The following is a 24327-nucleotide window of genomic DNA, read 5'->3' on the forward strand; positions in this document are numbered from 1 at the left end:
CGACTAGACGTGACCGATTCCCGCCAGCCGGGAGGAGGCGGGAACGGCTACATTGGCAGCATGGCAACAACCGCCGCATCCGGCCCCACTCCGTCCGCAGGCCCCCACGAAGGGTCTCCGCACGCTGCCCCCGCACCCGCCCCGCAACCCGCGCCGCCCCCTCCCGGGCAGCCGGCCACGATCAGCAGGCTCGGCATCGCCGCCGTCGTCGTCACCGTGGTCTTGTGGGCCTCCGCCTTCGTGGGCATCCGCGCCGTGGGCCCGAGCTTCTCCCCTGGCTCCCTGACGCTCGGCCGGCTGGCCGTTGCCGCCGTCGTGCTGGGCCTGCTGGTGGTGCCCAAGCTCAGGGGCCTGCCCCGGGGCCGCGAGTGGCGGCCCATCCTGGCCTATGGCGTCATGTGGTTCGGAGGCTACAACGTGGCCCTGAACGCCGCCGAACACATGCTCGACGCGGGCACGGCCGCCCTGCTGATCAACGTCAACCCCATCCTGGTGGCCGTCATGGCCGGTGTGATCCTGAAGGAAGGGTTCCCGCGCTGGCTCATCATCGGCAGCCTCATCGCGTTCGGCGGCGTGGCCGTGATTGCGCTTGGTTCCGGCCAGCGGTCGACGGCGGACGTGGCCGGCGTCCTGCTCTGCCTGCTTGCGGCCGCGCTGGCCGCCGTGAGCGTAATCGTCCAAAAACCGGTGCTCCGCAAGTTCCCGGCCGCCCAGGCCACCTGGTTCGGCATCATGGTGGGCGCCCTGTGCTGCCTGCCCTTCAGCGGCCAGTTGGTCACCGAGTTGCAGTCCGCTCCCCTGCCGGCCACCCTCGGCCTGGTTTACCTGGGCATCTTCCCCACTGCGATCGCATTCACCACCTGGGCCTATGCGCTCTCGATGATTGATGCGGGACGCCTCGCGGCCACCACCTATCTGGTCCCGGGCACCACAATCCTGATCTCCTGGCTGGTCCTGGGCGAGATTCCGACCATCTGGGGCCTGGTGGGCGGCGCGATCTGCCTTGTGGGCGTGGGACTGACCCGGCGCCGGTCCCGCTAGAGTTTGCCTATGCCCTCCTCCCTCCCGCCCGGCCTGCCGATCGTTCCGAACGGCGGGGACGGTGGTGACAGCCCCTTCCCGATGTCCGAGGCCGATTTCGAGGCCGCCGTGAGTGATGCCCTCGGCCGGATCCCGCCGGATCTGGCAAAGACCATGAGCAATGTCGCGATCTTCATCGAGGACGACTACACCCCGCAGCCCGGCGAGGATCCGGACACCGTGCTGCTGGGGCTCTATGAGGGGGTGCCCCTGACCGAGCGGGACTCCTGGTGGGACGCCGGCTCGCTGCCGGACCGGATCACCATCTTCCGCCAACCCATCCTGGACATCTGCACCTCCCGGGAGGACGTGATCGAGGAAGTCACCGTCACCGTGGTGCACGAGATCGCCCACCACTTCGGCATCAGCGACGAGCGCCTGCACGAGCTCGGCTGGGGATAGCCTTGTAGGCATGGGACACGACCACAGCCACTCGCATGGCATCACTGCCACCGGCAAGCACCGCAAGCGCCTGGTCGCCGTCCTGGCCATCACGCTCGCCGTGGTGCTCGTGCAGACGATCGGTGCGGTGGTCTCCGGATCCCTGGCCCTGCTCGCCGATGCCGGACACATGCTCTCGGACGCCGCCGGCGTCTTCATCGCCCTGCTGGCCGCATGGATCGCCACCCGGCCCGCCAGCGACCTGCGCACTTACGGTTACCAGCGCGCCGAAGTTCTGGCGGCGCTGGCGAACGCACTGGTCCTGATCGTCATCTCGGTGGTCATCTTCACCGAGGCCATCCGCAGGCTCGGCACCACCCCCGAGGTCCACACCGACGTCATGCTCGCCGCGGCGGTCCTCGGCGCCGTCGCCAACCTGGTCTCCCTGCTGATCCTGCGCGGCGCCCAGAAGGAAAGCCTGAACGTCCGCGGCGCCTACCTCGAAGTCCTGGGGGATCTGCTGGGGTCCTTTGCCGTCATCGCGGCGGCGGTGGTCATCATGGTCACCGGGTTCCAGGCGGCCGACACCATTGCCTCGATCCTTATCGCCCTCATGATCCTGCCCCGGGCCTGGCACCTGCTGCGCGACGTCGTCGACGTGCTCCTCGAGGCCACGCCCAAGGGCGTGGACGTTCAGATGATCCGCGACCACATCCTTGCGGTGGACGGCGTGGTATCCGTCCACGACATCCACATCTGGACCATTACCTCCGGTGTCCCCGTCTTCTCCGCCCACGTGGTGGTGGAAGACGCAGCGCTCGGCGCCAAAGGCGCCGACCGGGTTCTGGACAAACTCACCAGCTGCCTTGGCTCCCATTTCGACACCGAACACTGCACGTTCCAGCTCGAGCCCACCACGCATTCAGAGCACGAGGCCCACCAGCACGCCTGACCGTCGGCAGGACACACCCGTCACGGACGTGGCCAAATGACACTCGTGTTGTTTATGTTATTCATGTGACTCGTGTTGCCAAAGTAGCCTTCGGCACGTAGCCTCATGCCTGCTGGGTGATCCGCAGAGGGCTTTCACGCGCCAAATCCGACCTCGCTCACTCCAGCCTGAGACTTCAGCGAGGTTGCCCATGAGTTGGATCCGATCCGGCCGCAAGACGGCTGTGCTCTGCACCGCCGTCGTCCTCCTCGGAACGCTCGCGCTCCCGGCCCAGGCCGCGCCGCTGATTTCTTCGCAGATTTCTGCGCAGGGGCGCCCGCCGCAGGAGACTGCCGGCCGGGTTCCGGCGTCGCCGGAGATCCCCTCACCGGAAGAGATCGCTGCCGCCAAGTCCAGTGCGAGCTCGACGGCGGCAGAGGTCACCAGGATCGACGGGCTTCTGGCCGACGCGTCGGCCGGCCAGGAAACCAGCCTCGCCGCATCCCTGCAAGCAAACAACGCGTACGGCGAGGCCCTCGTGGAGCTGGCCACACGCCGTGACGCGGCGGCTGTGGCGGCCGCCAGGGCTGCCGCCGCCGGGGCAGAACAGGCCAAAACCCGCAAACAGCTGGGCCAGCTGGCCGGTGACCTGTACCGCAACGGCGGGCTGAACCCGGCCCTCAGCAGCTTTGTCAGCGGCTCCGGGCGGGCCCTGGAGGATGCCGCCACGCTGGAGGCTGTAACGGCCGGACGCGCGCGGGCCTTCGAGTCCGCGGAAAACGCGGCCACGGCCGCGCAGTCCCTGACCGAAGCCGCAGCGGACGCCAACCGCGCCGCCGACGAGGCCGCCGCGACTGCTGCGGACCGCAAGGCCGACGCCGGCCGCGCCGACGCCGCCCAGCGCCAGGTCGTGGCCGATGCCAAAGCGCAGCGCAGCGCGCTCGTGGACCAGCTGGCAAGCCTGAGAAACACCACCGCGGCGCTGGAATCGGCCCGGGTGGACGCCCTCGACCGCCAGCGCCAGCAGGCTCGGCTCGCAGCACTGACCGCGGCGGCAGGTCCCGCGCCGCAGCCTGGCACGGGTTCACAGCCGGCACCGGCAGCACCTGGACGGGACGATTCAGCCGCAGGACAGCCAGCCGCTCCCGCTCCCGCCGACGTGCCGGCCCCCGCTGCAGCGCCCGCACCGGCGCCCGCACCGGCGCCCGCACCCGCACCGGCGTCCGCTCCGGCTCCGGCGTCCGCGCCGGATCCCGCGCCGGTACCTGCTCCGGTCCCCGCACCGATTCCTGCCCCGGTCCCGGCGCCAGTACCCGTTCCGGTTCCGGCGCCGATTTCCGGCGGGTCAAACCAGACCGCGATTTCGGTGGCGCTCGGCAAGACCGGATCGCCGTTCTTCTACCAGTACGGCGGAACCGGGAGCTATGGGTTTGACTGCTCGGGCCTGGTGCAGAATGCGTTCGCCGCCGCAGGGAAGTACCTGCCCCGCACGGCCTCCCAGCAGTTCGCCCAGGCCCCCGTCCATGTCCCGCTCTCCCAGGCGCGTCCGGGCGATCTGTTCGTCTGGGGTTCGGCCCCGGGCTTCTACCACGTGGCCATCTACCTCGGCGGCGGCCGCGTGGTCCAGGCGCTGAACCCCGACGCCGGCATTACCGTGACCGATGTCGCCGCCATGTCCGGGATGCAGCTGTACGGCTACGCGGCCCGTTACTGAGACTGGCGGCTAGGAGAGCACGTCCTTGGTGATGAACCTGCCGTAGGCCAGCGCGCCGAAGACGGCGACGTAACCGCCCTGGAGCAGGGCATTGGCGGCAAAGGAATCCCAGGAAACCGGCTGCCGGAGCAGATCGCCAAAGTCCAGCCAGTAGTGGCTGAAAAGCCAGGGATGCAGCCACTCGAGTTGCGGCAGCGCGTCCAGGACCTGCGCGACGACAGAGAGCACCACGGTGGCCGCCATGGCCCCCACCGGAACATCGGTGAGGGTGGAGATGAACAGCCCGATCGCCGACAACCCCAGCAGCGAAACCGCCAGATAGGCGGCGATCAGCAGGAGCCGGACCAGGGCCTCGCCGGTGCCGATCGTGTCGCCGGAGAGCAGGGTCACCGGCCCCACGGGGAAGAGCGCCGCGCCGATTCCGGCCCCGGTCAGGGCCACCACGAGCGGGGCAACGATCACGAACACGGCCGCCCCGGCATATTTGACGATCAGCAGGCGGATCCGCCCGGCGGGAGCCACCAGCAGGTACCTCAGGGTCCCCTGTCCGGCCTCTCCGGCGATCGTGTCTCCGGCCACGACGCCGACGGTAAGGGGCAGGAACAGCGGAACGGAGACCACCATTGCCGTGACGCCCACGAACAGGCCGTTCTGGGCGATCCGGTCCAGGAAGGCCGGCCCGCGGCCTGCCGGCACGGCCGAGGAGACCCGCACCGCCACCGCGATCAGGATCGGGATGGCCGCCAGCGCGCACAACATGGCCCACGTCCTGCGGCGGCGGAACAGCACCCCGAGCTCGGACGCCAGCAGGTCACCGGTCAGGGACCCGCGCCGGACCGGCGCAGCGCCCGCCCCGCCGTCCCCGCCAGCGCCTGCGGCCGCTTCGCTGGGGCCCGGCGCCGGGGCAACTGACGGGCCGGCTCCCGGATCGCCCGCGGATGAGCTGTTACTGGACAACGTCGAACCCCTCCCCCGTCAATGCCACAAACCGGTCCTCAAGGCTGGCCTGTTCGGTCGCGAAGCCGCGGACCCGGACCCCCGCCGCCACGAGGGCCGCCACCACGGCCTCCGGCTGCACGGCCGCCCGCTCCACGGACCGGGACGATCCTCCGTCTTCCCTGGCAGCCGGAGCCCCAGGCAGTGAGGCGAACAGGGCCGCGTCGGTCCCGGGGCCGGCGGCACCGGGACCGACGCCACCGGGAGTACGGCCGTCGGTGCCCAGGGTCGCGGTCAGGCCGAGGCCGGCCAGCACCTGCGCCGCAGTACCCGGATCCGGGGTCAACACGCGGATCCTTGCCTGGCCGGCCCCGCGCAGTTCCGTCAGGGTTCCCTGCGCCACAAGCCGGCCAGCGCTCATGATGGCCGCATGGGTGCAGATCTGCTCGACCTCGGCCAGCAGGTGGCTGGAGACGAACACCGTGGCGCCGTCGGCCGCGAGCGATCGCACCAGGCTCCGCACCTCACGGGTGCCCTGCGGATCCAGCCCGTTGGTGGGCTCGTCCAGCACCAGCAGTTCCCGCGGGGCGAGCAGGGCGTTGGCGATCCCCAGCCGCTGCTTCATCCCCAGCGAATAGGCCCGGACCAGCTTGTCCGCGGCGTGCGTCAAACCCACCCGTTCCAGGGCTGACTGGACGCGGGCACGCCGAGTGGCGCCCGAACCATAGGGGTCCGCGGCGTCCATGCGGCGCAGATTCGCGGCGCCGGAGAGGAAAGGGTAGAACGCCGGTCCTTCCACCAGCGCCCCGACCCGGGGCAGCACGTCATTGAGTTTGCCGGGCATCTCCTCGCCCAGCACGCGCATGGAACCTCCGGTGGCCGTGGCCAGGCCGAGCAGGAGCCTGATGGTGGTGGTCTTCCCCGAACCGTTCGGGCCCAGGAAACCAAAGACCGCGCCTTTCGGCACGGCCAGGTCGACGCCGTCGACAGCCATCTGCTGGCCGAACCGTTTGGTCAGGCCCGTGGTCTCAATGCTCAGCTCGGCCGCCGGCCCGGCGGCGCTCACGCGGCCGTCACCGGATGGTCAGGGAGCAACCGTCGGCCACCGGATACCGCACCGGACATCACTTCTGTGCGGCAGCGGCCTGGAGCCGCTCCAGTGGCACGGAGCCGGCGACGACCCGGCCGTCGTCGAGCACCAACACGTTCACCAGCGCGGTGGACAAGAGCCGGCCGCCCTGGACCGGGACGGTGGCCTGTTCGAGCAGGGCCGTGGCGTCCGACGCCGGGCCGGCCGTTCCCGCCGGGAACTCAACAACCGAGTCCCAGCCAGAGCCGGTGACGGCCGGCTTGCCGGCGCGGTCCTTGGCCGCCGGCGCTGTGGCATTCCCGGCGTCGTTTCCGTGTTTGTGCTCCTTTACCGGAATCTCCTCGACCGTGGCGCCCGGCGGCGGGGTGAACGTGAAGACCGACGCGTCGGGGGCCCCGAGGGTCAGGCTGGTGTAGGCGACGCGGAAGGCGGGATCCGACTGTCCGCGCGCCTTCACCTCGACGCCCAGCGGCAGCCCGGTCTGGCCGTCAACGGCTACTGCGATGGACCCGACCAGCGTCGCATCGGACTTTGGTGTCAGCACCAGGTTGTAGGCGGGCCGGCCGGCTACCTGGACATCGGCGCCCACCGCCACGTCGGTGCCCGGTTCGATCTTGGCCAGAAGCATCGCGGCGAGCTGGTCGGGGGTGGCGGTGACGTCGGTGCCGGCGCTGTGACGGCCTGTGTCACCGGCGTCGTCGGCCGGGAGCTGGGCATGGGCGGCCGTGTTGTCCTTGGAGTTGTAGAACCACACGTCGTTGCCGTGGCGGATGGCGTTGCGTTCGGCCAGCCGGTCCATCACCTGGACGCGGGCGTTGTCCGGGCCGTCGCGATAAACCCGCGCGGTGTGCGGCCCCGTCAGCAGTTCGAGCCATGCCGTCCCTGACGCGTCCGGGCCGGCACCGGTCTTGGGCAGCTCAGGAAGCCCGAGCGCAGAGGACTGTTCCAGGGTTCCGGAGAGAGCGGCCTGGCGGTGCTGGGCAATCAACTGCAGCACCTGCTCCGGCGTCTTGGGCGGCAGGGGATCCCCGGCGCTGGCGGGCAGGGATCCGGCCAGCGCGCCGGCGGCAATAACGGCAGGAACGGCGGCAGCGGGCAGCCAGCGCAGCCACGTGCGCGTCATCGTGACCGCGCTCCGGAAAGAGATGTTCCAACTATCTGCGCCTGGGGAATGCGCGCTTCAGTGCAGCTCATAGGTCAACAGTACGCCTGGCCCCGGCGGCCCGGTTATCCTACTTCAGCACATTAATGGTCAGTTCCACGGCGCCCAGCAGGAACGCGAGCACGGAGGTGCCCAGGCCCGCCACGAGCAGCAGGCCGGGATGGGCCAGGCCCACCACCACCCGCCTCAGCCGCGGCCTGTCCCGCAGGAACTTCTTGGGCACGGCGCCCGGTTCCGGCGTTTGTTTCCAGCCCCGGAGCCGCCGCAGGAACCAGGCGCAGCGAATGATGAAGGCCAGCCACAGTACTGAGACCACCAGCGGGATCGCGGCCAGCAGGAGGTTGAAGCCCACCGCGGTGACCTCGCGTTCGGACGCCCCGACGAGTGACTGGAGGGTGGTTGAGATCGAGGCGCTCATGACCACGGACACGCCCCACACGAGGAAGGCGGCGATCAGGGCCAGGAAGCGGACGAAGAAGTGGCCCAGGACGGAGTCCCGGCGCGGCTTCAGGTAGCGGCGCGGGGTGGCGTGCAGAAGGGCGATGCTTGCCAGCAGCGTCGGCAGGGCGGCGAGGCCAACCAGCACGTACCAGGACCAGCCGGCCAGATCCAGGAACTCGTCGGCCACGATCAGCACCGCCCAGAACCCGGCCCACGCCCAGCCGGCCGTGAGCGGACGCCCCACGAACCACTCCGGCAGCCACGCGTCCGGGTCCACGGGCGCGGGGGCGTCAGTCGCGGGCGCGGGGGCTCCGGGCGCGGGGCTTGCGGGCGGCCGGGTGTCAGGCGCCGGTATGCCCGCCGCGGGAACTCCGGCGCTCCCGGGCTCCCGGCCCTCGGAGCCGCGCACTTCGCTCATGGCCCCACTGTAGCGAGCCGGCCGACACCATGGTGCGGAGCCCGCCGCCGCGGGCGGCCCGGCACGAATTGGCCGGCGTCAGAGTGGCGGCGTCAGGGTGCCGGCGACGTTGACGGCGTCACGGTGCCGGCGGCGCCGTCGACCGTAATGCTGTGGCCCGTGGCGATCCTCGACGTCGCGTCGGGGACCCCCACCACTGCGGGGATCCCGTATTCCCGGGCGACGACGGCGCCGTGGGAGTTGGGCCCGCCCATTTCCATCACGAGGCCGCCGGCTGTCAGGAACAACGGCGTCCAGCCCGGATCGGTGGACGGCGCCACGAGGATCTCGCCCGGTTCCAGGTGCGCGCCCTGGGGGTCCAGGATCACCCGGGCCCGGGCAGTGATGGTGCCGGCCGAAGCCGGCGTGCCGGAGAGCCGCCCCGCGCCGCCGTCAGAACCCGCCGGCCCCCTTCCGCCGGCTGTGGTCTGCACCGCCTCGGGCTCGGTGCCGTCCGAGAGCAGCACGCGGGGAATGTGCCGGCGGCCCAGTTCGGCCGCGTAAGCCTCCCGGCGCCGTGCCACGAGCCCCTGCAGCGCGGCGCCGCCGAGCCCCCGGTGCGCGTCAGCCAGGTCGAGGAAGAAGATATCGTCCGCCGCATCGATGGCCCCGGCCGCGGCGAGTTCGGCCCCGACGGCTGCGAGCTGCTGCCGGACGGCGCCGAGCGCTTCCACGAGGTGGTACTTGGGCAGCTCACGCAGCCCGGCGAACATCCGGGTCCGCCGCAGCGCGGCCCGCGCGAGTGCACCGCGAAGGCGGTTGCGCTGCCCCGCCGCTGCCACCAGCCGGGCCACCTGCGCCTCCGCCTCGCGGGCCGCCTTGCCGAACTGCCGGTCCGGGGCGAGCGCAGGATCATCCATGCGCAGATAGTTGGCCAGAACCCCGAGGATGTGGGTCGGGTCATCAGACCAGCGGGGCATGCCGACATCGATCTCCGCCACGGCGCGGTGGCCGTACCGGCCCAGGAAGTCCCGCAGCCCGGATTGCACGACGCCGGGCAGGTCCGCCGCCCGGTAACGCCGGGCTATCTCGGGCAATGCGGCTTCCCCGAACACCGCCGCCGACGCCGGGTCGTTGCGGATGGCAGTAGCCAGCGACCACAGGTCCAGGTCCATTTCGGTGGTCACGTTGTTGGGCAGCCCCCGCAGGACTTCCTGCAGCGCCCCGTTCCCGGGTTTCCCGGCGAGTTTTCCGGCCACGGCCAGCAAGGCGAACCCCAGGGCGGGCAGCGGCAGGATCGCGGGAACCACGGCAAAGACATGCTGGCCAAGGATCCGCTCGACGTGGTCCAGACGCTCCGTGGCGGTGGCGCCGGCGGGCACCGCGAGTGCCGCGCGGAGCTGTTCGCCCACACGGTCTGCCCGGCGCAGTGCCGCCTCGGGCCGGATGAGGCCGCGGATTAAGGTCTCCGGGACCTTCGCCCGCGCCGCCACCGGAGCGACGTGGCGCAGGAGCGGCCACGGCCTTGTTGTGGTCACGGAGAACCGGGGATCTGCGAAGAGGTTGCGCAGCACGGTGGCCGAACGCGCCTCCATGACGTCAAACACGCGGGGGACAATGGCGCGCCCGGTCTGGCTCCGGAGAACCGGCGTGAGATCGAAGAAAATGCGCTGGCCTGCCTCGGCGTACGGCGCGGGCCCGTCACGGGGCACCGGCACCGGGAAATGCGCGGCCCCCGCAACCGAGGACGCAATCAGCCGGATGCCGGCGAGTCCCATCGGGGTCAGGGGCCTGGTCAGCCCCTGGGCCAGGCTGAAGCACAAATACACGCGCGGCGTCGGCCCGGAGGGAGGCCGGTCCGGCATCGGATAGAGCGTGGTGATGGGCCTGGACTGCGTCAGCCACACGGCACCGTCCCGGCCGATGGCCCATTCGAGGTCCTGCGGCGAGCCGAAGTGCACCTCCGCGCGGCGGCCCAGGAGCTCCAGTGCCGCCAGTTGGGCGTCGTCCAGGCTGGGCGCCAGCCCGGCGTCAGGTTGCGCCACCCGCTCGGTGCCGCCGCCGGGCAGGGGACGAATGATGATGCCCTTGTCCCCAATTCGTCGCTCGAGGATCCGTCCCGTGGTGCCGTCGAGCACGAAGTGGTCAGGGTTGACCGCCCCGGACACCACGGCCTCCCCCAGCCCCGGGCTGGCGTCGATGACGGCCTCGTGCCGCCGGCCGGTCACGGGATTGGCTGTGAACAGCACCCCGGCCACGGCCGCGTCCACCATGCGCTGGACCACCACGGCGAGGGACACCGCCGAGGGCTCAATCCCCTGCACCGCGCGGTAGGTCACCGCGCGGTCTGTCCACAGCGAGGCCCAGCACCGGCGGACGGCAGCCAGCACGGCATCCGCGCCCACCACGTTCAGGAAAGTGTCCTGCTGGCCGGCGAAGCTGGCAAACGGCAGGTCTTCGGCGGTCGCGGAGGACCGCACGGCGACCGCCGTGTCGGTGCCCAGCGCCGCGTAGGCGGCGCGCACGGCGGCGTCGATGTCGGCGGGGACATCGGCGTCGAGCACCAGCGCGCGGGCCTTCGCCGCAAGCGCAGCCAGCCCCGCCAGGTCGTCGGGGGCTGTTGCGGCGAGGGCGCGGTGCACGTCCGCCAGCGCCGGGGATGCCGTGGCGTCCAGATACGCACTGGTGGTCAGGCAGAAGCCGGCGGGCACCGGTAGGCCGGCGCGTGCCAGTTCGCCCAGGTTCGCCGCCTTCCCGCCGACGGTGGCGAGCATGTCCGGGCCAAGGCGTTCTAGGGCCAGGACCGGCCCGCCCTCGGCAGGGTCCGGCGTCCCGGGGTGCTCCATCCGTTAACCGTCCTTCCGACGCCGGGCCGTCGCCTTCTAGGAGTCGCCGAGCATCGGGCCGAAGCTGGCTCTGTCCGCCAGCCGCGGGTCGTCGCGGTCCGGCACCACCATGACCGGCCCCTTGGCGTGGTGGAGGACGCCGTCGGACGTGGAGCCCAGCAGCATTCCGGTGAATCCGCCGCGCCCTCGGGTGCCGACCACCACGAGCTCCACGTGCCGGCTGGCGTCGACGAGGATGTCGACGGGCGAGCCGTCCACGAGCTGCGTCTCCACCTGCAGGGCGGGGAAGTGGCTCCGCAGCCACGCCACGCCGGCGTCGAGCTGGACCTTGATGTCGGCGAACAGTGCGTCGCGGTCCATCGGGGTGGGCACCCATGCCAACGAGCCGGTGTACTGCGGCACCGCGCACACCACGCGGAGCCGGGCGGAGAGCCGCTCGGCCTGCGCTGCGGCCTCCAGCACGGCGACGCGGGCCTGCTCGGAACCGTCGACGCCGACGACCACGACGTTCTCCACCGGCTGGCTGCCCGACTTGGCCCGTTCGGCGAGGACGTGCTTGTCGTCTGTGGTTTCGCCCAGGCGGTCCGCGCAGATCAGCGGCACAGTCACGGTGGGGCACTTCGAGTGGGCGGGCAGCGCGCTGCTGACGGAGCCGAGCAGCCGGCCCACGAAGCCACCGCGGCCGCGGGTGCCGAAGACCAGAAGCTCCGCGGTTTCGCTGATTTCCAGCAGCACGCCGGACGCGTCCCCGTTTTCGACGGACGCGTCGACGTCGATGTTGTAGAAGGCGATCTTGTCCATGGCGTGCTTGAGGATGGCTTCGGCGCCCTCGCGGATCACGGAGTCGTCCACCGTGGCGTAGCCGCCGTCGAGCCCGGAAGCGGCGAAGATCGGAACGGAATAGGCGGTCACGATGTGCAGCGGGCGGCGGCGGCGCTCCGCCTCACGGGCCGCCCACACCAAGGCGCAGTGGCTGTGGTCCGAGCCGTCCACTCCCACGACGATTCCGCGGGGCGGCGCCGGCTCGCCACCGGTCTCCCATGCCGGGTCCGGATGCACCTGTTCACGGCCCATAGGGTCCGCCTCCTCGCGATTCTTGCCTGATGTTGCGGCTATTCTGCCAGAAGTACTGCCGCCCGGCGTCCACCGGCGAGGCGACCCGGAATCTGCGTGCAGGAACCCCTGATTTTCCTCACTATTCTCGGTTAATTGCGAACATTCAAGACGGCGGCAAGGCGCCCCCGCCCGCCCGCGGCGGAAGGATTTACGCAGAATTAACACGCCGTTTCCTGACCCGGAAATTCAGGCTTTTGAGCCGGTTTCCGCTGGAGCGGGAGCACGGAAACCGCCGGAATCCGGCACCACAGCCAATGTCCTACCTCCCCTATCCACGGGCGGGAATCTTAGGTATCCTTCGAGGCATTGCTGAACCGAGACTGGTGTTCCAGAAAGCAGCCGCTGGGGCTGTGGAACCAGGCACGGGTTGGCGTCCGGGGTTTCCCCCGCGACTCGCACCATTTCAAGGAGGTACCCTGCAGTGTCGAGCATGCCTTTGTACGGCGGGATTGAGCGGACCACCGCCGTAGTCATCGGGACGGGGCTCTCCGGCCTGGCTGTGGCCAGCGAGCTCCAGCGCCGGGGCGTTGCGTCCATCATTGTGGACGGGCTCGACCTCCTGGGTGCCGGCCATCCGGCCAACACCTCCTCGCTCCAGCGCTGCGACGCGGCGGACGCCGGCAGCCTGAGGGAGCGCAACGAAATCCTGCGGCACCTGCGCAACTACGCCGCAAGCCACAAGCTCGACGTGCGGAACAACATCCGGGCCCTGCAGCTGGACCTCCTGGAGGCCGGCACGGACGGCTCACCCACGGAGAAGTGGGCCGTCCAGACCCCGGGCGGCGTCCTGCTGGCCGACCACCTCGTCCTGACCCGCTGCGCCCACAGCCAGCTGCGCCGCATGCTCTCGGAACTTGGCATGGCAGCCGGGCAGAATCTCATGGCGGCGATGCATGCCCTGGGTATGTACCTCGTGGGGGTGGGCGAGCTCATTACCCCGACGCCCAAGGAAGTCCTGCGCCAGGCCAAAGTGGTGGGACAGGCAATCTCGGCCAAGGTCCACCCGAACGGGATCCCCGCACTGCTGCCCGGCGGCTTTGCCCTGGCCGCCCCCGCCTAGCAGCGCTTTGGCCGCGTTGCCGGAGTTGCATTGGCTTGTTTCAGCCTTCGGTGTCGCCGCCCTCGTCCGGTGTGAGGCGGCGTTTCGCCATCAGGCCCAGGGCCACCAGGATGCCGACCCCGACGGCGACGAAGACCATGACGCTCCAGGGAAACTGCTGCGACCCGGCCGGCGCAGGGGCAGGCGCGGGCGTGGTCCCCGGCTGGGCGGTGCCCATCGTGGGGACTGCGGCAGCCGCCGTCGTGCCTGCCGCAGCCGCCGTCGCTGTGAAGGTGAAGCTGCCCTCGATCGGGTGGCCGTCGGAACTGGCCACCCGCCAGTGCACGGTGTACTGCCCCCTAGGGGCGCCGGACTTCAGCTTCTGCGCAGCGACGTTGTCCACGATTTCCACGGAACCGTCCGACCAGTTGGCGCCGGTGGCATCATTGACCACGATCTGCGACCCCAGGGCGAGCGGATTGTGGTTGAACGTGACCGAGACCTGCTCCGGCGGTGCCGCGACGGTTGCTCCGGCAGCCGGGCTGGTGGACTCCGCGGTATCGTGCGCCGACGCCGGGCTCACTGCTCCCAGCAGGACGGCCACAAGGACGACGGCGCCCAGCAGGGCACTGCGAAGCTGGCGGATACGGCGCATGGGCAGGCTACTCCTAGTGTTGGCTTCCTTACAGACTAGGCGAAAACGCAGGGTTGGCCCTCGGGCGCCAAATAAGATATATGCAACACCCATCACTCCCGGAGGACTAATGCAAGACCTAATGCTCAAGCAGGGCTCGGCACTCGACCGGTATTTCAAAATATCCGAGCGGGGGTCGAACGTCTCGCGCGAGATCCGCGGAGGGTTCGCCACGTTCTTCGCCATGAGCTACATCGTGGTGCTGAATCCGCTGATCCTCTCCGGGCCGGACTCCTCGGGCGCCACGCTGGGCTTCCCCGCCGTCGCCGCCGTCACCGCGTTCGTGGCCGGCATCCTGACCATCCTCATGGGCGCGTGGGCCAAGCATCCCTTCGCCCTGGCCACCGGGCTCGGCGTCAACGCGTTCGTCGCCGTCACGGTGGCCACGAACCCCGGCCTGACCTGGCCGGACATGATGGGCCTGGTGATGCTCTCGGGCATCACCATGCTGATCCTGGTCCTCACCGGCTTCCGGACGGCCGTGTTCAAGGCCGTACCCGAGGGGCTGAAGACCGCGATCGTGGTGGGCATCGGCCTGTTCATCGCCCTGATCGGTCTCGTCAACGCGGGCTTCGTGCGCCGCGTCCCCGATGTCGCCGGCACCACCGTCCCGGTCGGCCTGGGCTTCGACGGCAAGCTCCTGGGCTGGCCGACGTTCGTGTTCGTCTTCGGCCTGATCCTGACCATCGCGCTGGTGGTCCGCAAGGTCAAGGGCGCCATCCTGATCGGCATCGTGGCCTCGACCATCCTGTCCGTGATCCTGGAATCCATCCTGCACATCGGGCCCAGCTTTGACGGCAAGAACCACAACCCGCAGGGCTGGTCCCTCGTGGCACCGCAGTTCTCCGAGTGGGCGGCCCCGGACCTGTCCCTGATCGGCAAGGCCAACCCCTTCGGCGCCTTTGAACACCTCGGCTTCGTCGCGGCGACCCTGTTGGCGTTCGTGATCCTGCTCAGCATCTTCTTCGATGCCATGGGCACGATGGTTGGCCTGGCCACCGAGGCCGGCACCATCGACAAGGACGGCAACATCCCCGACGTCGACCGCGTGCTGCAGGTGGACGCCCTGGGCGCGATCATCGGCGGCGGCGCCTCCGTCTCCTCGAACCAGATCTACGTCGAGTCCGGTGCCGGCATCGGCGAAGGCGCACGCACCGGCCTGGCCTCGGTCGTGACCGGCCTGCTGTTCCTTGTGGCGATGTTCTTCACCCCGCTGATCAACCTCGTGCCGTTCGAGGCCGTGGCCCCCGCCCTCGTGGTGGTCGGCTTCATGATGGTCTCCCAGGTGGGCAAGATCGACTGGCAGGACTGGGGCATCGCGATCCCGGCCTTCCTGACCTTCACCCTCATGCCGTTCACGTACTCGATCGCCAACGGCCTGGGCGCGGGCTTCATCAGCTTCGTGCTGATCCGCCTGTTCGAGGGCCGGGCCCGCGAGGTGCACCCGCTCATGTGGGCCGTGGCGTCCGCGTTCCTGCTCTTCTTCGCGATCGGCCCGATCGAGGCCGTCCTGGGGATCCACTAACGCAGCCCCGCCCGCGGTCACGCCGCCGGGTGGGCCACGCCCACCCGGGCGTGGCCCACCCGGCGCTGCTTAACCGTTGTTAAGCTCAGTTTCCGGGATTCCGGACAGTCCGACGGCGGCCCGGCTGGTTTTCCGGCCCGGGCTGCGGTGAGCTAGGGGCATGGTTTCTCCCGCGCTCCCCGTTGATGTCCCGCCCCAGCCCTGGACCGGCAGGTTCGACGGCGACGGCGACGAGCACCGGCGCTGGTGGCAGGGGGTGACCCCCTACGCTCCCGGCACGGTTCCGGCGGGTGTCCCTGCTGCGCGCCCCGCCGTCATCCTCGGCTTCGGCAGCGACGCCGGGGTGCGGCGCAACAAGGGCCGGACCGGCGCCGCGGCCGCCCCCGCCGCCATCCGGGCCGCGCTCGGCCCGCTCGCGTTCCACCTGACGCGGGCCGTGCACGACGCCGGCGACGTCACCGTGGCCGGGGACGCGCTAGAGGCAGGACAGGCACGCGCCGGGCTCGCGATCACCAGTCTGCTCGACGCCGGCGGGCTTCCCGTGGTGCTCGGCGGCGGGCACGAGACCGCCTTTGCCAGCTATCTCGGCGTGGCCGGGTCGGCGGCCGTGCGCGAGGGCCTGAGCGTCGGCGTGCTGAATCTCGATGCGCACTTCGACCTCCGCGATGAGCCGGTGCCCAGCTCCGGCACGCCCTTCCTCCAGATGGCCCGCGCCGAAGCAGCCGCCGGCCGGGAGCTGCGCTACGCCGTCGTCGGGATTTCCGAGCCGAACAACACCCGGACGCTGTTCCGGACGGCAGACGAGCTCGGCGTGGACTATCTGCTGGACGAGGACTGCTCGGCGGACGCCGCGTACGCGTTTGTGGCAGCCTTCCTGGCACAGGTGGACGCTGTGTACCTGACCATCGACCTGGACGTGCTGCCGGCCTCCGTGGCCCCCGGGGTGAGCGCTCCCGCGGCCTTTGGTGTGCCGCTGCCGGTGATCAGCGCCGTGTGCCGCCAGGTGGCCGCGAGCGGGAAGCTCCTGCATCTGGATATCGCCGAGCTGAACCCGGAGTTCGACATCGACGGCCGCACCGCCAAAGTGGCGGCCCGGCTGGTCAATACGCTGCTGGGATAGGCGGCGGCCCGGACGTCAGGGTCTGTGCGAGCAGGGCCTGGGCGGACCAACGCATCGACGCCACAGCCTGTTCCTGCGTAAGACCGCCGATGTCCGTCAGCCAGACGAGGGCCTCAATCCCGATGGCACTGCGGATGGCCAGCGCTAGCGCCCGGATTTCAGGTCCGGACAGCTTCCGCTGGAGCGGCGCGAGTGCTTCCTCAAGCCAAGCGATCGCGCGCCCCTGCCGCAGCGGCAAGTCCGACTTTCCGCGGTCACGTTCCAGGGACAGCCTGAGCATGGTCCGCTGCTGCGCCTCGGTGGAGAGGATCAGCCGTGTGAACTCCAGCACGACGGCGTCGAGCCGCTCCGCTGGATCCTCGGGGGCATCCGCCGGCAGCAGGGACTGCCGGGCCGTTTCCGGGTGGGCTGCGGCGAGCAATTCCCGCTGGCTCGGGAAGTAGCGGTAGGCCGTGCTCCGGGCAATCCCGGCCGCTGCCGCGGTGCCGTCAACGGTGGGGGCGACCCCGTCCGCGACGGCCTCGCGGGCTGCAGCCAACAGGGCCTCAAAAGTGCGGCGCTTCTGCCCCGTCCGGCCAGCGTCCTGATAGGGGGTTGACATGGATCTCATGGTACCCGAGTCTTGTCATGGGACACGCGTCCCATGTAGTCCTCGGCGAAGGGGCGATCTTATGGAAACGGCCAGCAACCCGGCAGCCATCATCCGCGCGGAAGACCAGGGCGAGCGCCGATGGTTTTTCGGCGGCGGAGTCCACACCTGGAAGGCCAGGGCGGAAGAGACCGCCGGGGCCTTCCTGCTGTTCGAGGACCAGATGTCCGGCGGGAAAATGACACCGCTGCACAGCCACCCCGATTCGGATGAAACCATGTACATCCTGGACGGCGAGATCCTCGTGCATATGGACGGGAGAGAGCACCGGATCGGCCCCGGCGGACTGGCCGTGGCCCCGCGGGGCGTTCCACACGCCTTCATGGTGGTCTCCGACTCCGCCCGGATGCTTTGCCTGCACACCCCCGGATGCTGCGAGGCCTTTTACTGGGACGCGAGCATACCCCTCTCCCCCGGCAACGATGCCGGGGACCCTGCCGGCGAATCCGTCGCGCCGGGCCTGGTTGACTTTGGCAGAGTCCAGGAGTCGGCACGTAAAAACGGCGGGATCGTGCTGCTGGGTCCGCCGCCGTTCACTGGGCACTGACAGCACCGCGCCCACATCTGGGCCCTGGGCCCCGAAACGCAGAAAGTCCCCGCCGTGGCGGGGACTTTCTGGTGAAAACGCTCAGCCTAGCTGCGGCGGACCTGCACGCCGTCGGACTGCAGGAAAAGCTGCGTTTCGGACGGCCCCGCGGGGACCAGCCAGAGCACATTCCCGCTTACCGAGACCTCTTCGACCTCACCGGCCGCAATGACCTGTGCGTGCTTGACAATTTCGACGCGTTCGCCGACCCGAAGGCCGCTCCAGTCGGAAACCGTAGCTGCGGATGCAAGGCGCCTGGACAGTACCGTGCCGCGTGCTTTCATAGAACTTCTACCCCTTTGTATGTGTTCTTTGCCACAACTTCGTTGGTGTGGACTCTCCATTTGTACTACAGTTCCCGGGCCCCCGCCGTCCGTGTCGCCAAAGATTTCGGGGGCGCCGGGAATTGTTCAGCTGCCCTGCATTTTGTTTCTTCTCAGGCGAGATTTCCGACGGCGGATTCGGCCGCCGCCCGGACCTTGCCCGAGGCCACGAGGACATCCGCCGCTTCGAGCTCCGGTGACAGGAACCTGTCGGTGCCCGGACCGTCGACGACGTCGCGCAGCGCGGCGATCACGGCCGCGCCCGCAGGTCCCGGCGTGAGTTCGCCGCCGGAGAGCTGGGTGCGGATGTCCAGCGCCCGGGCCGAGGTCACCAGTTCGATCGCCAGGACCCGGCGCAGGTTCTCCACCGAGCGGCGGAGCTTGCGGGCCGCGTGCCAGCCCATGGAGACGTGGTCCTCCTGCATCGCCGAGCTCGGGATCGAGTCCACCGACGCCGGGACGGCCAGCCGCTTGTTGTCCGAGACCAGGCCGGCCTGCGTGTACTGGGCGATCATGAGGCCCGAGTCGACGCCGGGGTCCGAGGCCAGGAAGGCGGGCAGCCCGTGGGAGCGGGCCGGGTCCAGCATCCGGTCGGTCCGGCGCTCGGCGATGGAGCTCAGGTCCGCGACGGCGATCGCCAGGAAGTCCAGCACGTAGGCCACCGGGGCGCCGTGGAAGTTGCCGTTGGAGCTGACCCGGCCGTCGGGCAGGACCACCGGGTTGTCGATCGCGGCGGCCAGTTCGCGGGAGGCGACCAGGGCGGCATGGTCCACGGTGTCGCGGACGGCGCCGGCCACCTGGGGTGCGCAGCGCAGCGAGTAGGCGTCCTGGACCTTGGTGTCGTTGATCCGGTGCGAGGCCACGATCGGGGAGTTGGACAGCACACGGAGCATGTTGTCCGCGGCGGCGGCCTGGCCTGGGTGCGGGCGCAGCGCCGCGTGCAGCTCCGGCAGGAACACCTGGTCGGTGCCGAGCAGCGCCTCGACGCTGAGCGCGGCGGTGATGTCCGCCGTCGTAAGCAGCTGGCGGATATCCGCGATGGCCATCAGCAGCATGCCGAGCATGCCCTCGGTGCCGTTGACGAGGGCCAGGCCCTCCTTTTCGGCCAGCGTGACGGGTTCGATGCCGTGCGCGGCGAGGAGCTCAGCGACCGGGCGGGCATCCTTGCTCCCGTACAGTGTGCCGTCGGGGCCAGTCGCCTCGCCTTCGCCCATCAGGACCAGGGCGCAGTGGGACAGCGGCGCGAGGTCGCCCGAGCAGCCAAGGGAGCCGAATTCGCGGACCACCGGGGTGATGCCGGCGTTGAGCACGTCCACCATGGTCTGCAGCACCACCGGGCGGACGCCGGTGCGGCCGGAGGCCAGGGTTTTGGCGCGCAGGAACATGATGCCGCGGACCACTTCGCGTTCCACGGCCGGGCCCATGCCGGCGGCGTGGCTGCGGATCAGGGATTTCTGCAGCTGGGTGCGCAGCTCGTTGGGGATGTGCCGGTTGGCCAGCGCCCCGAAGCCGGTGGAGATCCCGTAGGCCGGGACCTCGCTGTGGGCGAGGTCGTCGATGTGGGCACGGACCTTGGCGACGGCGTCCAGGGCGTCCTGGGCGATGGTGACGTGGGCGTCGTGGCGGGCGACGGCGACGACGTCTTCGGGGGTGACACCGCTGGAGCCGAGGGTGACGGTGAGCGGTGAATGCGTGGTGATAGTCATGGTGAAGTCCTACTTCGTTTCGTTCATCGGGATGCGGACGCCGCGTTCCTTGGCGACTTCGACGGCGCGGTCGTAGCCGGCGTCGGCGTGGCGGATGACGCCCATGCCGGGATCGTTGGTCAGGAGGCGCGCGAGCTTTTCCGCGGCGAGGTCGGTGCCGTCGGCGACGGAGACCTGGCCGGCGTGGATCGAGCGGCCGATGCCGACCCCGCCGCCGTGGTGGATGGAAACCCAGGTGGCGCCGGAGGCCGTGTTGAGAAGGGCGTTGAGCAGCGGCCAGTCGGCGATCGCGTCGGAGCCGTCGGCCATGGCCTCGGTCTCGCGGTACGGGGAGGCGACGGAGCCGGAGTCGAGGTGGTCGCGGCCGATCACGATGGGCGCCTTGACCTTGCCCTCCTTGACGAGCTGGTTGAACAGCAGGCCGGCCTTGGCGCGTTCGCCATAGCCGAGCCAGCAGATGCGGGCCGGCAGGCCTTCGAACTCGACCCGTTCGGCGGCGGCATCGAGCCAGCGGTGCAGGTGCTTGTTCTCGGGGAAGAGCTCTTTGATGGCCTTGTCCGTGACTGCGATGTCCTCGGGGTCGCCGGAGAGGGCCACCCAGCGGAACGGGCCGAGGCCCTCGCAGAACAGCGGCCGGATGTAGGCCGGGACGAAGCCGGGGAATTCGAAGGCGCGGTTGTAGCCGCCCTTGCGGGCCTCGTCGCGGATGGAGTTGCCGTAGTCGAAGACCTCGGCGCCGGCGTCCTGGAACTCGACCATCGCCTGGACGTGCTTGGCCATCGAGGCCTGGGCCTTCTTGGTGAAGCCCTCGGGATCTGCCGCAGCCTCGCTGTGCCATTCCTCCACCGTGATGCCCTCGGGCAGGTAGCTCAGGGGGTCGTGCGCGGAGGTCTGGTCCGTGACGATGTCGACGGTGAGCTCGCCGGCGTTGTGGCGGCGCAGGATCTCGGGGAAGACCTCCGCGGCGTTGCCGACGTAGCCCACGGACCAGCCGCGGCGTTCTTCCTTGGCTTTCAGGACCTTGGCGATCGCGGCGTCGAGATCAGTTTCGACCTCGTCGAGGTAGCGCTTCCCGGCCCGGCGGCGCAGGCGGGTCTCGTCGACGTCGACAATCAGGCAGGCGCCGTCGTTCAGGGTGACGGCGAGCGGCTGGGCGCCGCCCATGCCGCCGCAGCCGCCGGTGAGGGTCAGGGTGCCGGCGAGCGTGCCGTTCTCGTCCCCGGTGAGCTTACGGGCGATCGCGGCGAAGGTCTCGAAGGTGCCCTGCAGGATGCCCTGGGTGCCGATATAGATCCAGGACCCGGCGGTCATCTGGCCGTACATCATCAGGCCCTCGGCCTCGAGCCGGCGGAACTCGGGCCAGTTCGCCCAGTCGCCGACGAGGTTGGAGTTTGCCAGCAGCACGCGCGGTGCCCATTCGTTGGTGCGGAAGACGCCAACCGGCTTGCCGGACTGGACCAGCAGGGTCTCGTCCTTTTCCATGGTTTCCAGGGTGCGGGTGATGGCGTCGAACGCGGCCCAGGACCGGACGGCGCGGCCGGTGCCGCCGTAGACCACCAGGTCATCGGGGCGCTCGGCGACCTCGGGATCGAGGTTGTTCATGAGCATGCGCAGCGGGGCTTCCGTCTGCCAGCTCTTGGCGGTGAGCTCGGTGCCGCGGGCTGCTTTGACCGGGCGGGCACCGGTGGTGAAATCGGCGGGTGCCATGAGGGTCTCCTTTGTCGCTGGATATGTGGCCGGATGATGTCTGTTCGGACTGGTGTCCTGGTGCATCCGGAGGAATGAGGTTCTGTATCAACTAAAGCCCCTTCGCGGCCGCGGAAACAGGCCTGCCGGAGGGGTGCTGTCCGGGATTCCAGACCCTTCCCCTCCCCCGTTGCGCTATCACTTCCGGTTGCCAAAAAGGGCGAATGGGAGCCCTAAGTGACAGCGCAACCGGGGGTGGGGTGGGGTGGGATGGGGCAACCGGTCAGGCGGGACGGCCGTGGATCCGGACCGAGAGCTCGTTGGCGACCTTCTGGACCCGGGCGGCCAGGACCGGCCACTGATCCGCGGGCAGCTTGTCCTCCAGGAACGTCACGGCGACGGCGGCGGTGGGCCACCCCACGTGGTCGGTCACGGCGGCGGCGATCGAACCGAATCCGGGCGTGACCTCGCCGTGTTCGGTGGCGTAGCCGCGCTGGCGGACCTGGTCCAGATGCGAAGACAGCGCGGAGTACTTCATGATGGGCGATTCGGTTTCGTGCCGGGCCGTGAAGGCTGCAGCGTTCGGGTACAGCGCCCGCACCTGCGACTTCGGCAGCGCGGCGAGGATGGCCCGCCCGCTGGCCGTGAGATGGCTGGGCAGCCGGACGCCGACGTCGGTCACCAGGGACGGCCGGTTCTTGGCCCGCTCCTCCACGATGTAGAGCACGTCGCGGCCGTGCAGCACCGCCAGGTGCGCGCTTTCGCCGATCACGTCCACGAGCGAGGCGAGCATCGGCCGGCCCAGCCGGGACAGCGGCTCCTGCCGGGAGTAGGCCGAGCTGAGTTCGAATGCGCTGATGCCCAGGCCGTAGCGCTGCTCCTCGTGCAGGTGCAGCACGAAGCCGTTCGCCTCCATCACCCCGAGCAGGTGGTAGACGCTGGAGCGCGGCAGTCCCAGCGCGGTGGCAATGTTCGACGCCGCCATCGGCCCGCGCCGGGAGGCCAGCAGCTTGAGGATGCGCAGCGTGTTCTCGGCGGCCGGCACCTTCGACGCCGCCTTGGTTCCCGCGGCCCGGTGGACGGCCTTGGGCGCGGGTGTGTCAGGCGCTGCGGACAAAGTCGCGGCGGACTGCGCCGGAGTCGCGTCGGTCGCAGCCGACAAAGTCGCGGCGGCGGGGCTCACGGCAGTACTGGTGGGTGGCATGGATCCTCTTCAGGGTCGGTGGTGTCCGGTATCCCGTACTTAAGCATGCGCCCGGCAGCGGTCAACCGACAGCCTCCCACAGGAACGGTTGTCTGGAATGCCGGACAAGTGCCGCATACCTGCGGCGGGCCTTCCGCCCCTAGCCCGGCCAGACCCCCGATGTTCCGATGAATCTGGGCGCCGGCTTCCGAGTGGTAGGCCCGGTCATTGGCACCAGTCATCGCCGGCTGAGCCCCATGCGGGATGGTTCCGGAGGGAAGGCACAGACGTGGACGCAGCATTGTCGGGCAGGGTCGCCCTGGTTGCCGGGGCCACGCGCGGCGCCGGGCGCGGCACCGCCGTCGCCCTCGGCGAGGCAGGAGCGGTGGTGTACTGCACCGGCCGCACGACCTCCCGCCACCGTTCGGACTACAACCGGCCCGAGACGATCGAGGAGACGTCCGGGCTTGTCAGCACCGCTGGCGGCACTGGAATCGCCATCGAGGTCGATCACCGCCAGGCTGCGGAGGTGGAAGCCCTCGTGCAGCGGATCGACGCCGAGCAGGGCCGCCTGGACATCCTTGTCAACGACATCTGGGGCGGCGAGGACTTCATCGAATGGAACACCCCGCTCTGGGCCCACGATCTGAATGCCGGACTGCAGATGCTCCACCTCGGTCTGGACACCCACCTCATCACAAGCCACTTCGCGCTGCCGCTGCTCACCCGCCGCCCCGGCGGCCTGGTGGTGGAGATGACCGACGGCACCCGCGAGTACAACGCACAGCACTACCGGGTCTCCGTCTTTTACGACCTCGTCAAGACCGCGGTGCTCCGCCTGGCGTTCAGCCAGGCGGAGGAGCTGAGATCCTCCGGCTGCGCGGCGGTGGCGCTGACGCCCGGCTGGATGCGTTCGGAGATGATGCTCGAACACTTTGGCGTCACCGAGGCAAACTGGCGGGAGGCCGCCGGGACGCAGCCGCACTTTGCCGCGATCTCGGAAAGCCCGCTGTTCGTCGGGCGTGCGGTCGCGGCCCTGGCGGCGGACCCCCACGTGCTCAGCCGCACGGGCGGCTCGTATTCGTCCGGCGCGCTGGCCCGCGAGTACGGCTTCACCGACACCGACGGCTCGCAGCCGGACTGCTGGAGGTACCTCGTGGAGGTCCAGGAAGCAGGACTCGACGCCGACGCCTCCGGATACCGCTGACATCCAGCCGTTCCGTGTCACGGACAACCGGCGGCGGGAAAGACTACGATCGGGTTCATGAAGCACACGTGGGAAACTTCCGCGGACGGCATCATGGCTCTTCCGTCCGGCCGGCTCATTCGTGGGCGCGGCCTGCACTATCCGCTTCCGGCCGGGCCGTTTCCCGAGTTCGGCGTGTACCTGCTGGGCAAGCAGCCGCCGCCCGTGGGGTGGGAGTCCCGATGGGTGCCCTGGCCCGACCTTCGGCTGCCGGTCGACCAGCCGGATGCCCTCGAGGCGTTCCGGGAGGCCTGGCGCCGGGCCGAGACCGAACGGGTTGAAGTGGCCTGCTGGCGCGGGATCGGCAGGACCGGCACCGCACTGGCCTGCATCGCGATCCTGGACGGAGTCCCGCCCGGCCAGGCAGTGTCCTACGTCCGCCGCCAGTACCGGCGCCGGACAGTGGAAACTCCCTGGCAGCGGCAGTACGTGACCCGCTTCCGGACCGGAACGCCCTAGGCGGCTCCGCCCAAAAC

22 protein-coding genes are annotated in these 24327 nt (G+C 70.0%); 10 read left to right on the forward strand and 12 right to left on the reverse strand.

Annotated elements, in window-relative coordinates:
• The first annotated feature begins 60 nt into the window (after positions 1-60).
• The 4 genes from AC1DFR_RS10340 to AC1DFR_RS10355 all read left to right on the forward strand — a co-directional run bounded on the left by AC1DFR_RS10340 (position 61) and on the right by AC1DFR_RS10355 (position 4106).
• The gene (locus AC1DFR_RS10340; RefSeq protein ID WP_476873265.1) at positions 61-1041 is read left to right on the forward strand and encodes a DMT family transporter; all 981 of its coding nucleotides are present in this window, start codon (positions 61-63) and stop codon (positions 1039-1041) included.
• 9 nt (positions 1042-1050) lie between these two features.
• Complete coding sequence (locus tag AC1DFR_RS10345) at positions 1051-1482, forward strand: metallopeptidase family protein (protein WP_476859451.1); 432 nt, start codon at positions 1051-1053, stop codon at positions 1480-1482.
• A gap of 10 nt (positions 1483-1492) precedes the next feature.
• A complete protein-coding gene (locus AC1DFR_RS10350; RefSeq protein ID WP_476849824.1) occupies positions 1493-2413 on the forward strand; it encodes a cation diffusion facilitator family transporter in 921 nt (306 codons plus the stop codon).
• A gap of 190 nt (positions 2414-2603) precedes the next feature.
• Positions 2604-4106, forward strand: coding sequence for a C40 family peptidase (locus AC1DFR_RS10355; RefSeq protein WP_476873266.1), 1503 nt, complete (start codon positions 2604-2606; stop codon positions 4104-4106).
• Between the two features lie 9 nt (positions 4107-4115).
• Here AC1DFR_RS10355 and AC1DFR_RS10360 read toward each other — a convergent pair whose 3' ends face one another.
• The 6 genes from AC1DFR_RS10360 to AC1DFR_RS10385 form a co-directional block, all read right to left on the reverse strand.
• On the reverse strand, positions 4116-5063 hold the full coding sequence (locus AC1DFR_RS10360; RefSeq protein ID WP_476873267.1) for an ABC transporter permease: 948 nt from the start codon (positions 5061-5063) through the stop codon (positions 4116-4118).
• Complete coding sequence (locus AC1DFR_RS10365) at positions 5053-6108, reverse strand: ABC transporter ATP-binding protein (protein ID WP_476873268.1); 1056 nt, start codon at positions 6106-6108, stop codon at positions 5053-5055. Before AC1DFR_RS10365 ends, AC1DFR_RS10360 begins: the two co-directional genes overlap by 11 nt.
• Before the next feature lie 58 nt (positions 6109-6166).
• Entirely contained in the window at positions 6167-7255 is a 1089-nt protein-coding gene (locus tag AC1DFR_RS10370; protein ID WP_476873269.1) for a LolA family protein, read from the reverse strand.
• Between the two features lie 109 nt (positions 7256-7364).
• Positions 7365-8153, reverse strand: coding sequence for a hypothetical protein (locus AC1DFR_RS10375; RefSeq protein ID WP_476873270.1), 789 nt, complete (start codon positions 8151-8153; stop codon positions 7365-7367).
• Between the two features lie 92 nt (positions 8154-8245).
• On the reverse strand, positions 8246-10978 hold the full coding sequence (locus AC1DFR_RS10380; protein ID WP_476873271.1) for a PEP/pyruvate-binding domain-containing protein: 2733 nt from the start codon (positions 10976-10978) through the stop codon (positions 8246-8248).
• A gap of 36 nt (positions 10979-11014) precedes the next feature.
• Positions 11015-12052, reverse strand: coding sequence for a universal stress protein (locus AC1DFR_RS10385; RefSeq protein WP_230009431.1), 1038 nt, complete (start codon positions 12050-12052; stop codon positions 11015-11017).
• Between the two features lie 472 nt (positions 12053-12524).
• On the opposite strand from AC1DFR_RS10385, the gene AC1DFR_RS10390 reads away from it, so the two are divergent.
• Positions 12525-13154 carry an FAD-binding protein gene (locus tag AC1DFR_RS10390; RefSeq protein ID WP_476850003.1) on the forward strand — a complete coding sequence of 210 codons (630 nt, stop codon included), beginning with the start codon at positions 12525-12527 and terminating at the stop codon, positions 13152-13154.
• Positions 13155-13194: 40 nt separating this feature from the next.
• On the opposite strand, the gene AC1DFR_RS10395 is transcribed toward AC1DFR_RS10390, so the two are convergent.
• Positions 13195-13788, reverse strand: a complete 594-nt coding sequence (locus tag AC1DFR_RS10395; protein WP_476856177.1) for a copper resistance CopC family protein — start codon at positions 13786-13788, stop codon at positions 13195-13197.
• A gap of 121 nt (positions 13789-13909) precedes the next feature.
• Here AC1DFR_RS10395 and AC1DFR_RS10400 point away from each other — a divergent pair, with 121 nt between their 5' ends.
• Both AC1DFR_RS10400 and hutG read left to right on the forward strand, forming a co-directional pair.
• Positions 13910-15352 carry an NCS2 family permease gene (locus AC1DFR_RS10400; RefSeq protein WP_223915341.1) on the forward strand — a complete coding sequence of 481 codons (1443 nt, stop codon included), beginning with the start codon at positions 13910-13912 and terminating at the stop codon, positions 15350-15352.
• Between the two features lie 160 nt (positions 15353-15512).
• A complete protein-coding gene (gene hutG / locus AC1DFR_RS10405) occupies positions 15513-16472 on the forward strand; it encodes a formimidoylglutamase (protein WP_476849831.1) in 960 nt (319 codons plus the stop codon).
• Here the strand turns inward: hutG and AC1DFR_RS10410 are convergent.
• The gene (locus AC1DFR_RS10410; RefSeq protein WP_476856176.1) at positions 16453-17073 is read right to left on the reverse strand and encodes a TetR/AcrR family transcriptional regulator; all 621 of its coding nucleotides are present in this window, start codon (positions 17071-17073) and stop codon (positions 16453-16455) included. The genes hutG and AC1DFR_RS10410 overlap by 20 nt on opposite strands.
• A gap of 70 nt (positions 17074-17143) precedes the next feature.
• Here AC1DFR_RS10410 and AC1DFR_RS10415 point away from each other — a divergent pair, with 70 nt between their 5' ends.
• Positions 17144-17668, forward strand: coding sequence for a cupin domain-containing protein (locus AC1DFR_RS10415; RefSeq protein WP_476856175.1), 525 nt, complete (start codon positions 17144-17146; stop codon positions 17666-17668).
• Between the two features lie 86 nt (positions 17669-17754).
• Here AC1DFR_RS10415 and AC1DFR_RS10420 read toward each other — a convergent pair whose 3' ends face one another.
• From AC1DFR_RS10420 to AC1DFR_RS10435, 4 genes are all read right to left on the reverse strand, one after another.
• On the reverse strand, positions 17755-17991 hold the full coding sequence (locus AC1DFR_RS10420; protein WP_018774814.1) for a hypothetical protein: 237 nt from the start codon (positions 17989-17991) through the stop codon (positions 17755-17757).
• 152 nt (positions 17992-18143) lie between these two features.
• On the reverse strand, positions 18144-19736 hold the full coding sequence (hutH, locus tag AC1DFR_RS10425) for a histidine ammonia-lyase (protein ID WP_476859458.1): 1593 nt from the start codon (positions 19734-19736) through the stop codon (positions 18144-18146).
• A gap of 9 nt (positions 19737-19745) precedes the next feature.
• Complete coding sequence (hutU, locus tag AC1DFR_RS10430; RefSeq protein WP_223914611.1) at positions 19746-21443, reverse strand: urocanate hydratase; 1698 nt, start codon at positions 21441-21443, stop codon at positions 19746-19748.
• Positions 21444-21705: 262 nt separating this feature from the next.
• Positions 21706-22626 carry an IclR family transcriptional regulator gene (locus AC1DFR_RS10435; protein WP_476873272.1) on the reverse strand — a complete coding sequence of 307 codons (921 nt, stop codon included), beginning with the start codon at positions 22624-22626 and terminating at the stop codon, positions 21706-21708.
• A 268-nt stretch (positions 22627-22894) separates the two neighbouring features.
• On the opposite strand from AC1DFR_RS10435, the gene AC1DFR_RS10440 reads away from it, so the two are divergent.
• The gene (locus AC1DFR_RS10440; RefSeq protein WP_230007228.1) at positions 22895-23812 is read left to right on the forward strand and encodes an SDR family oxidoreductase; all 918 of its coding nucleotides are present in this window, start codon (positions 22895-22897) and stop codon (positions 23810-23812) included.
• A 57-nt stretch (positions 23813-23869) separates the two neighbouring features.
• Positions 23870-24310 (forward strand): protein-tyrosine phosphatase family protein, encoded by a 441-nt coding sequence (locus AC1DFR_RS10445; RefSeq protein WP_230007227.1) that lies wholly within the window; start codon positions 23870-23872, stop codon positions 24308-24310.
• Positions 24311-24327: the final 17 nt, after the last annotated feature.

The organism is Arthrobacter sp. 05T410 (assembly GCF_056396505.1).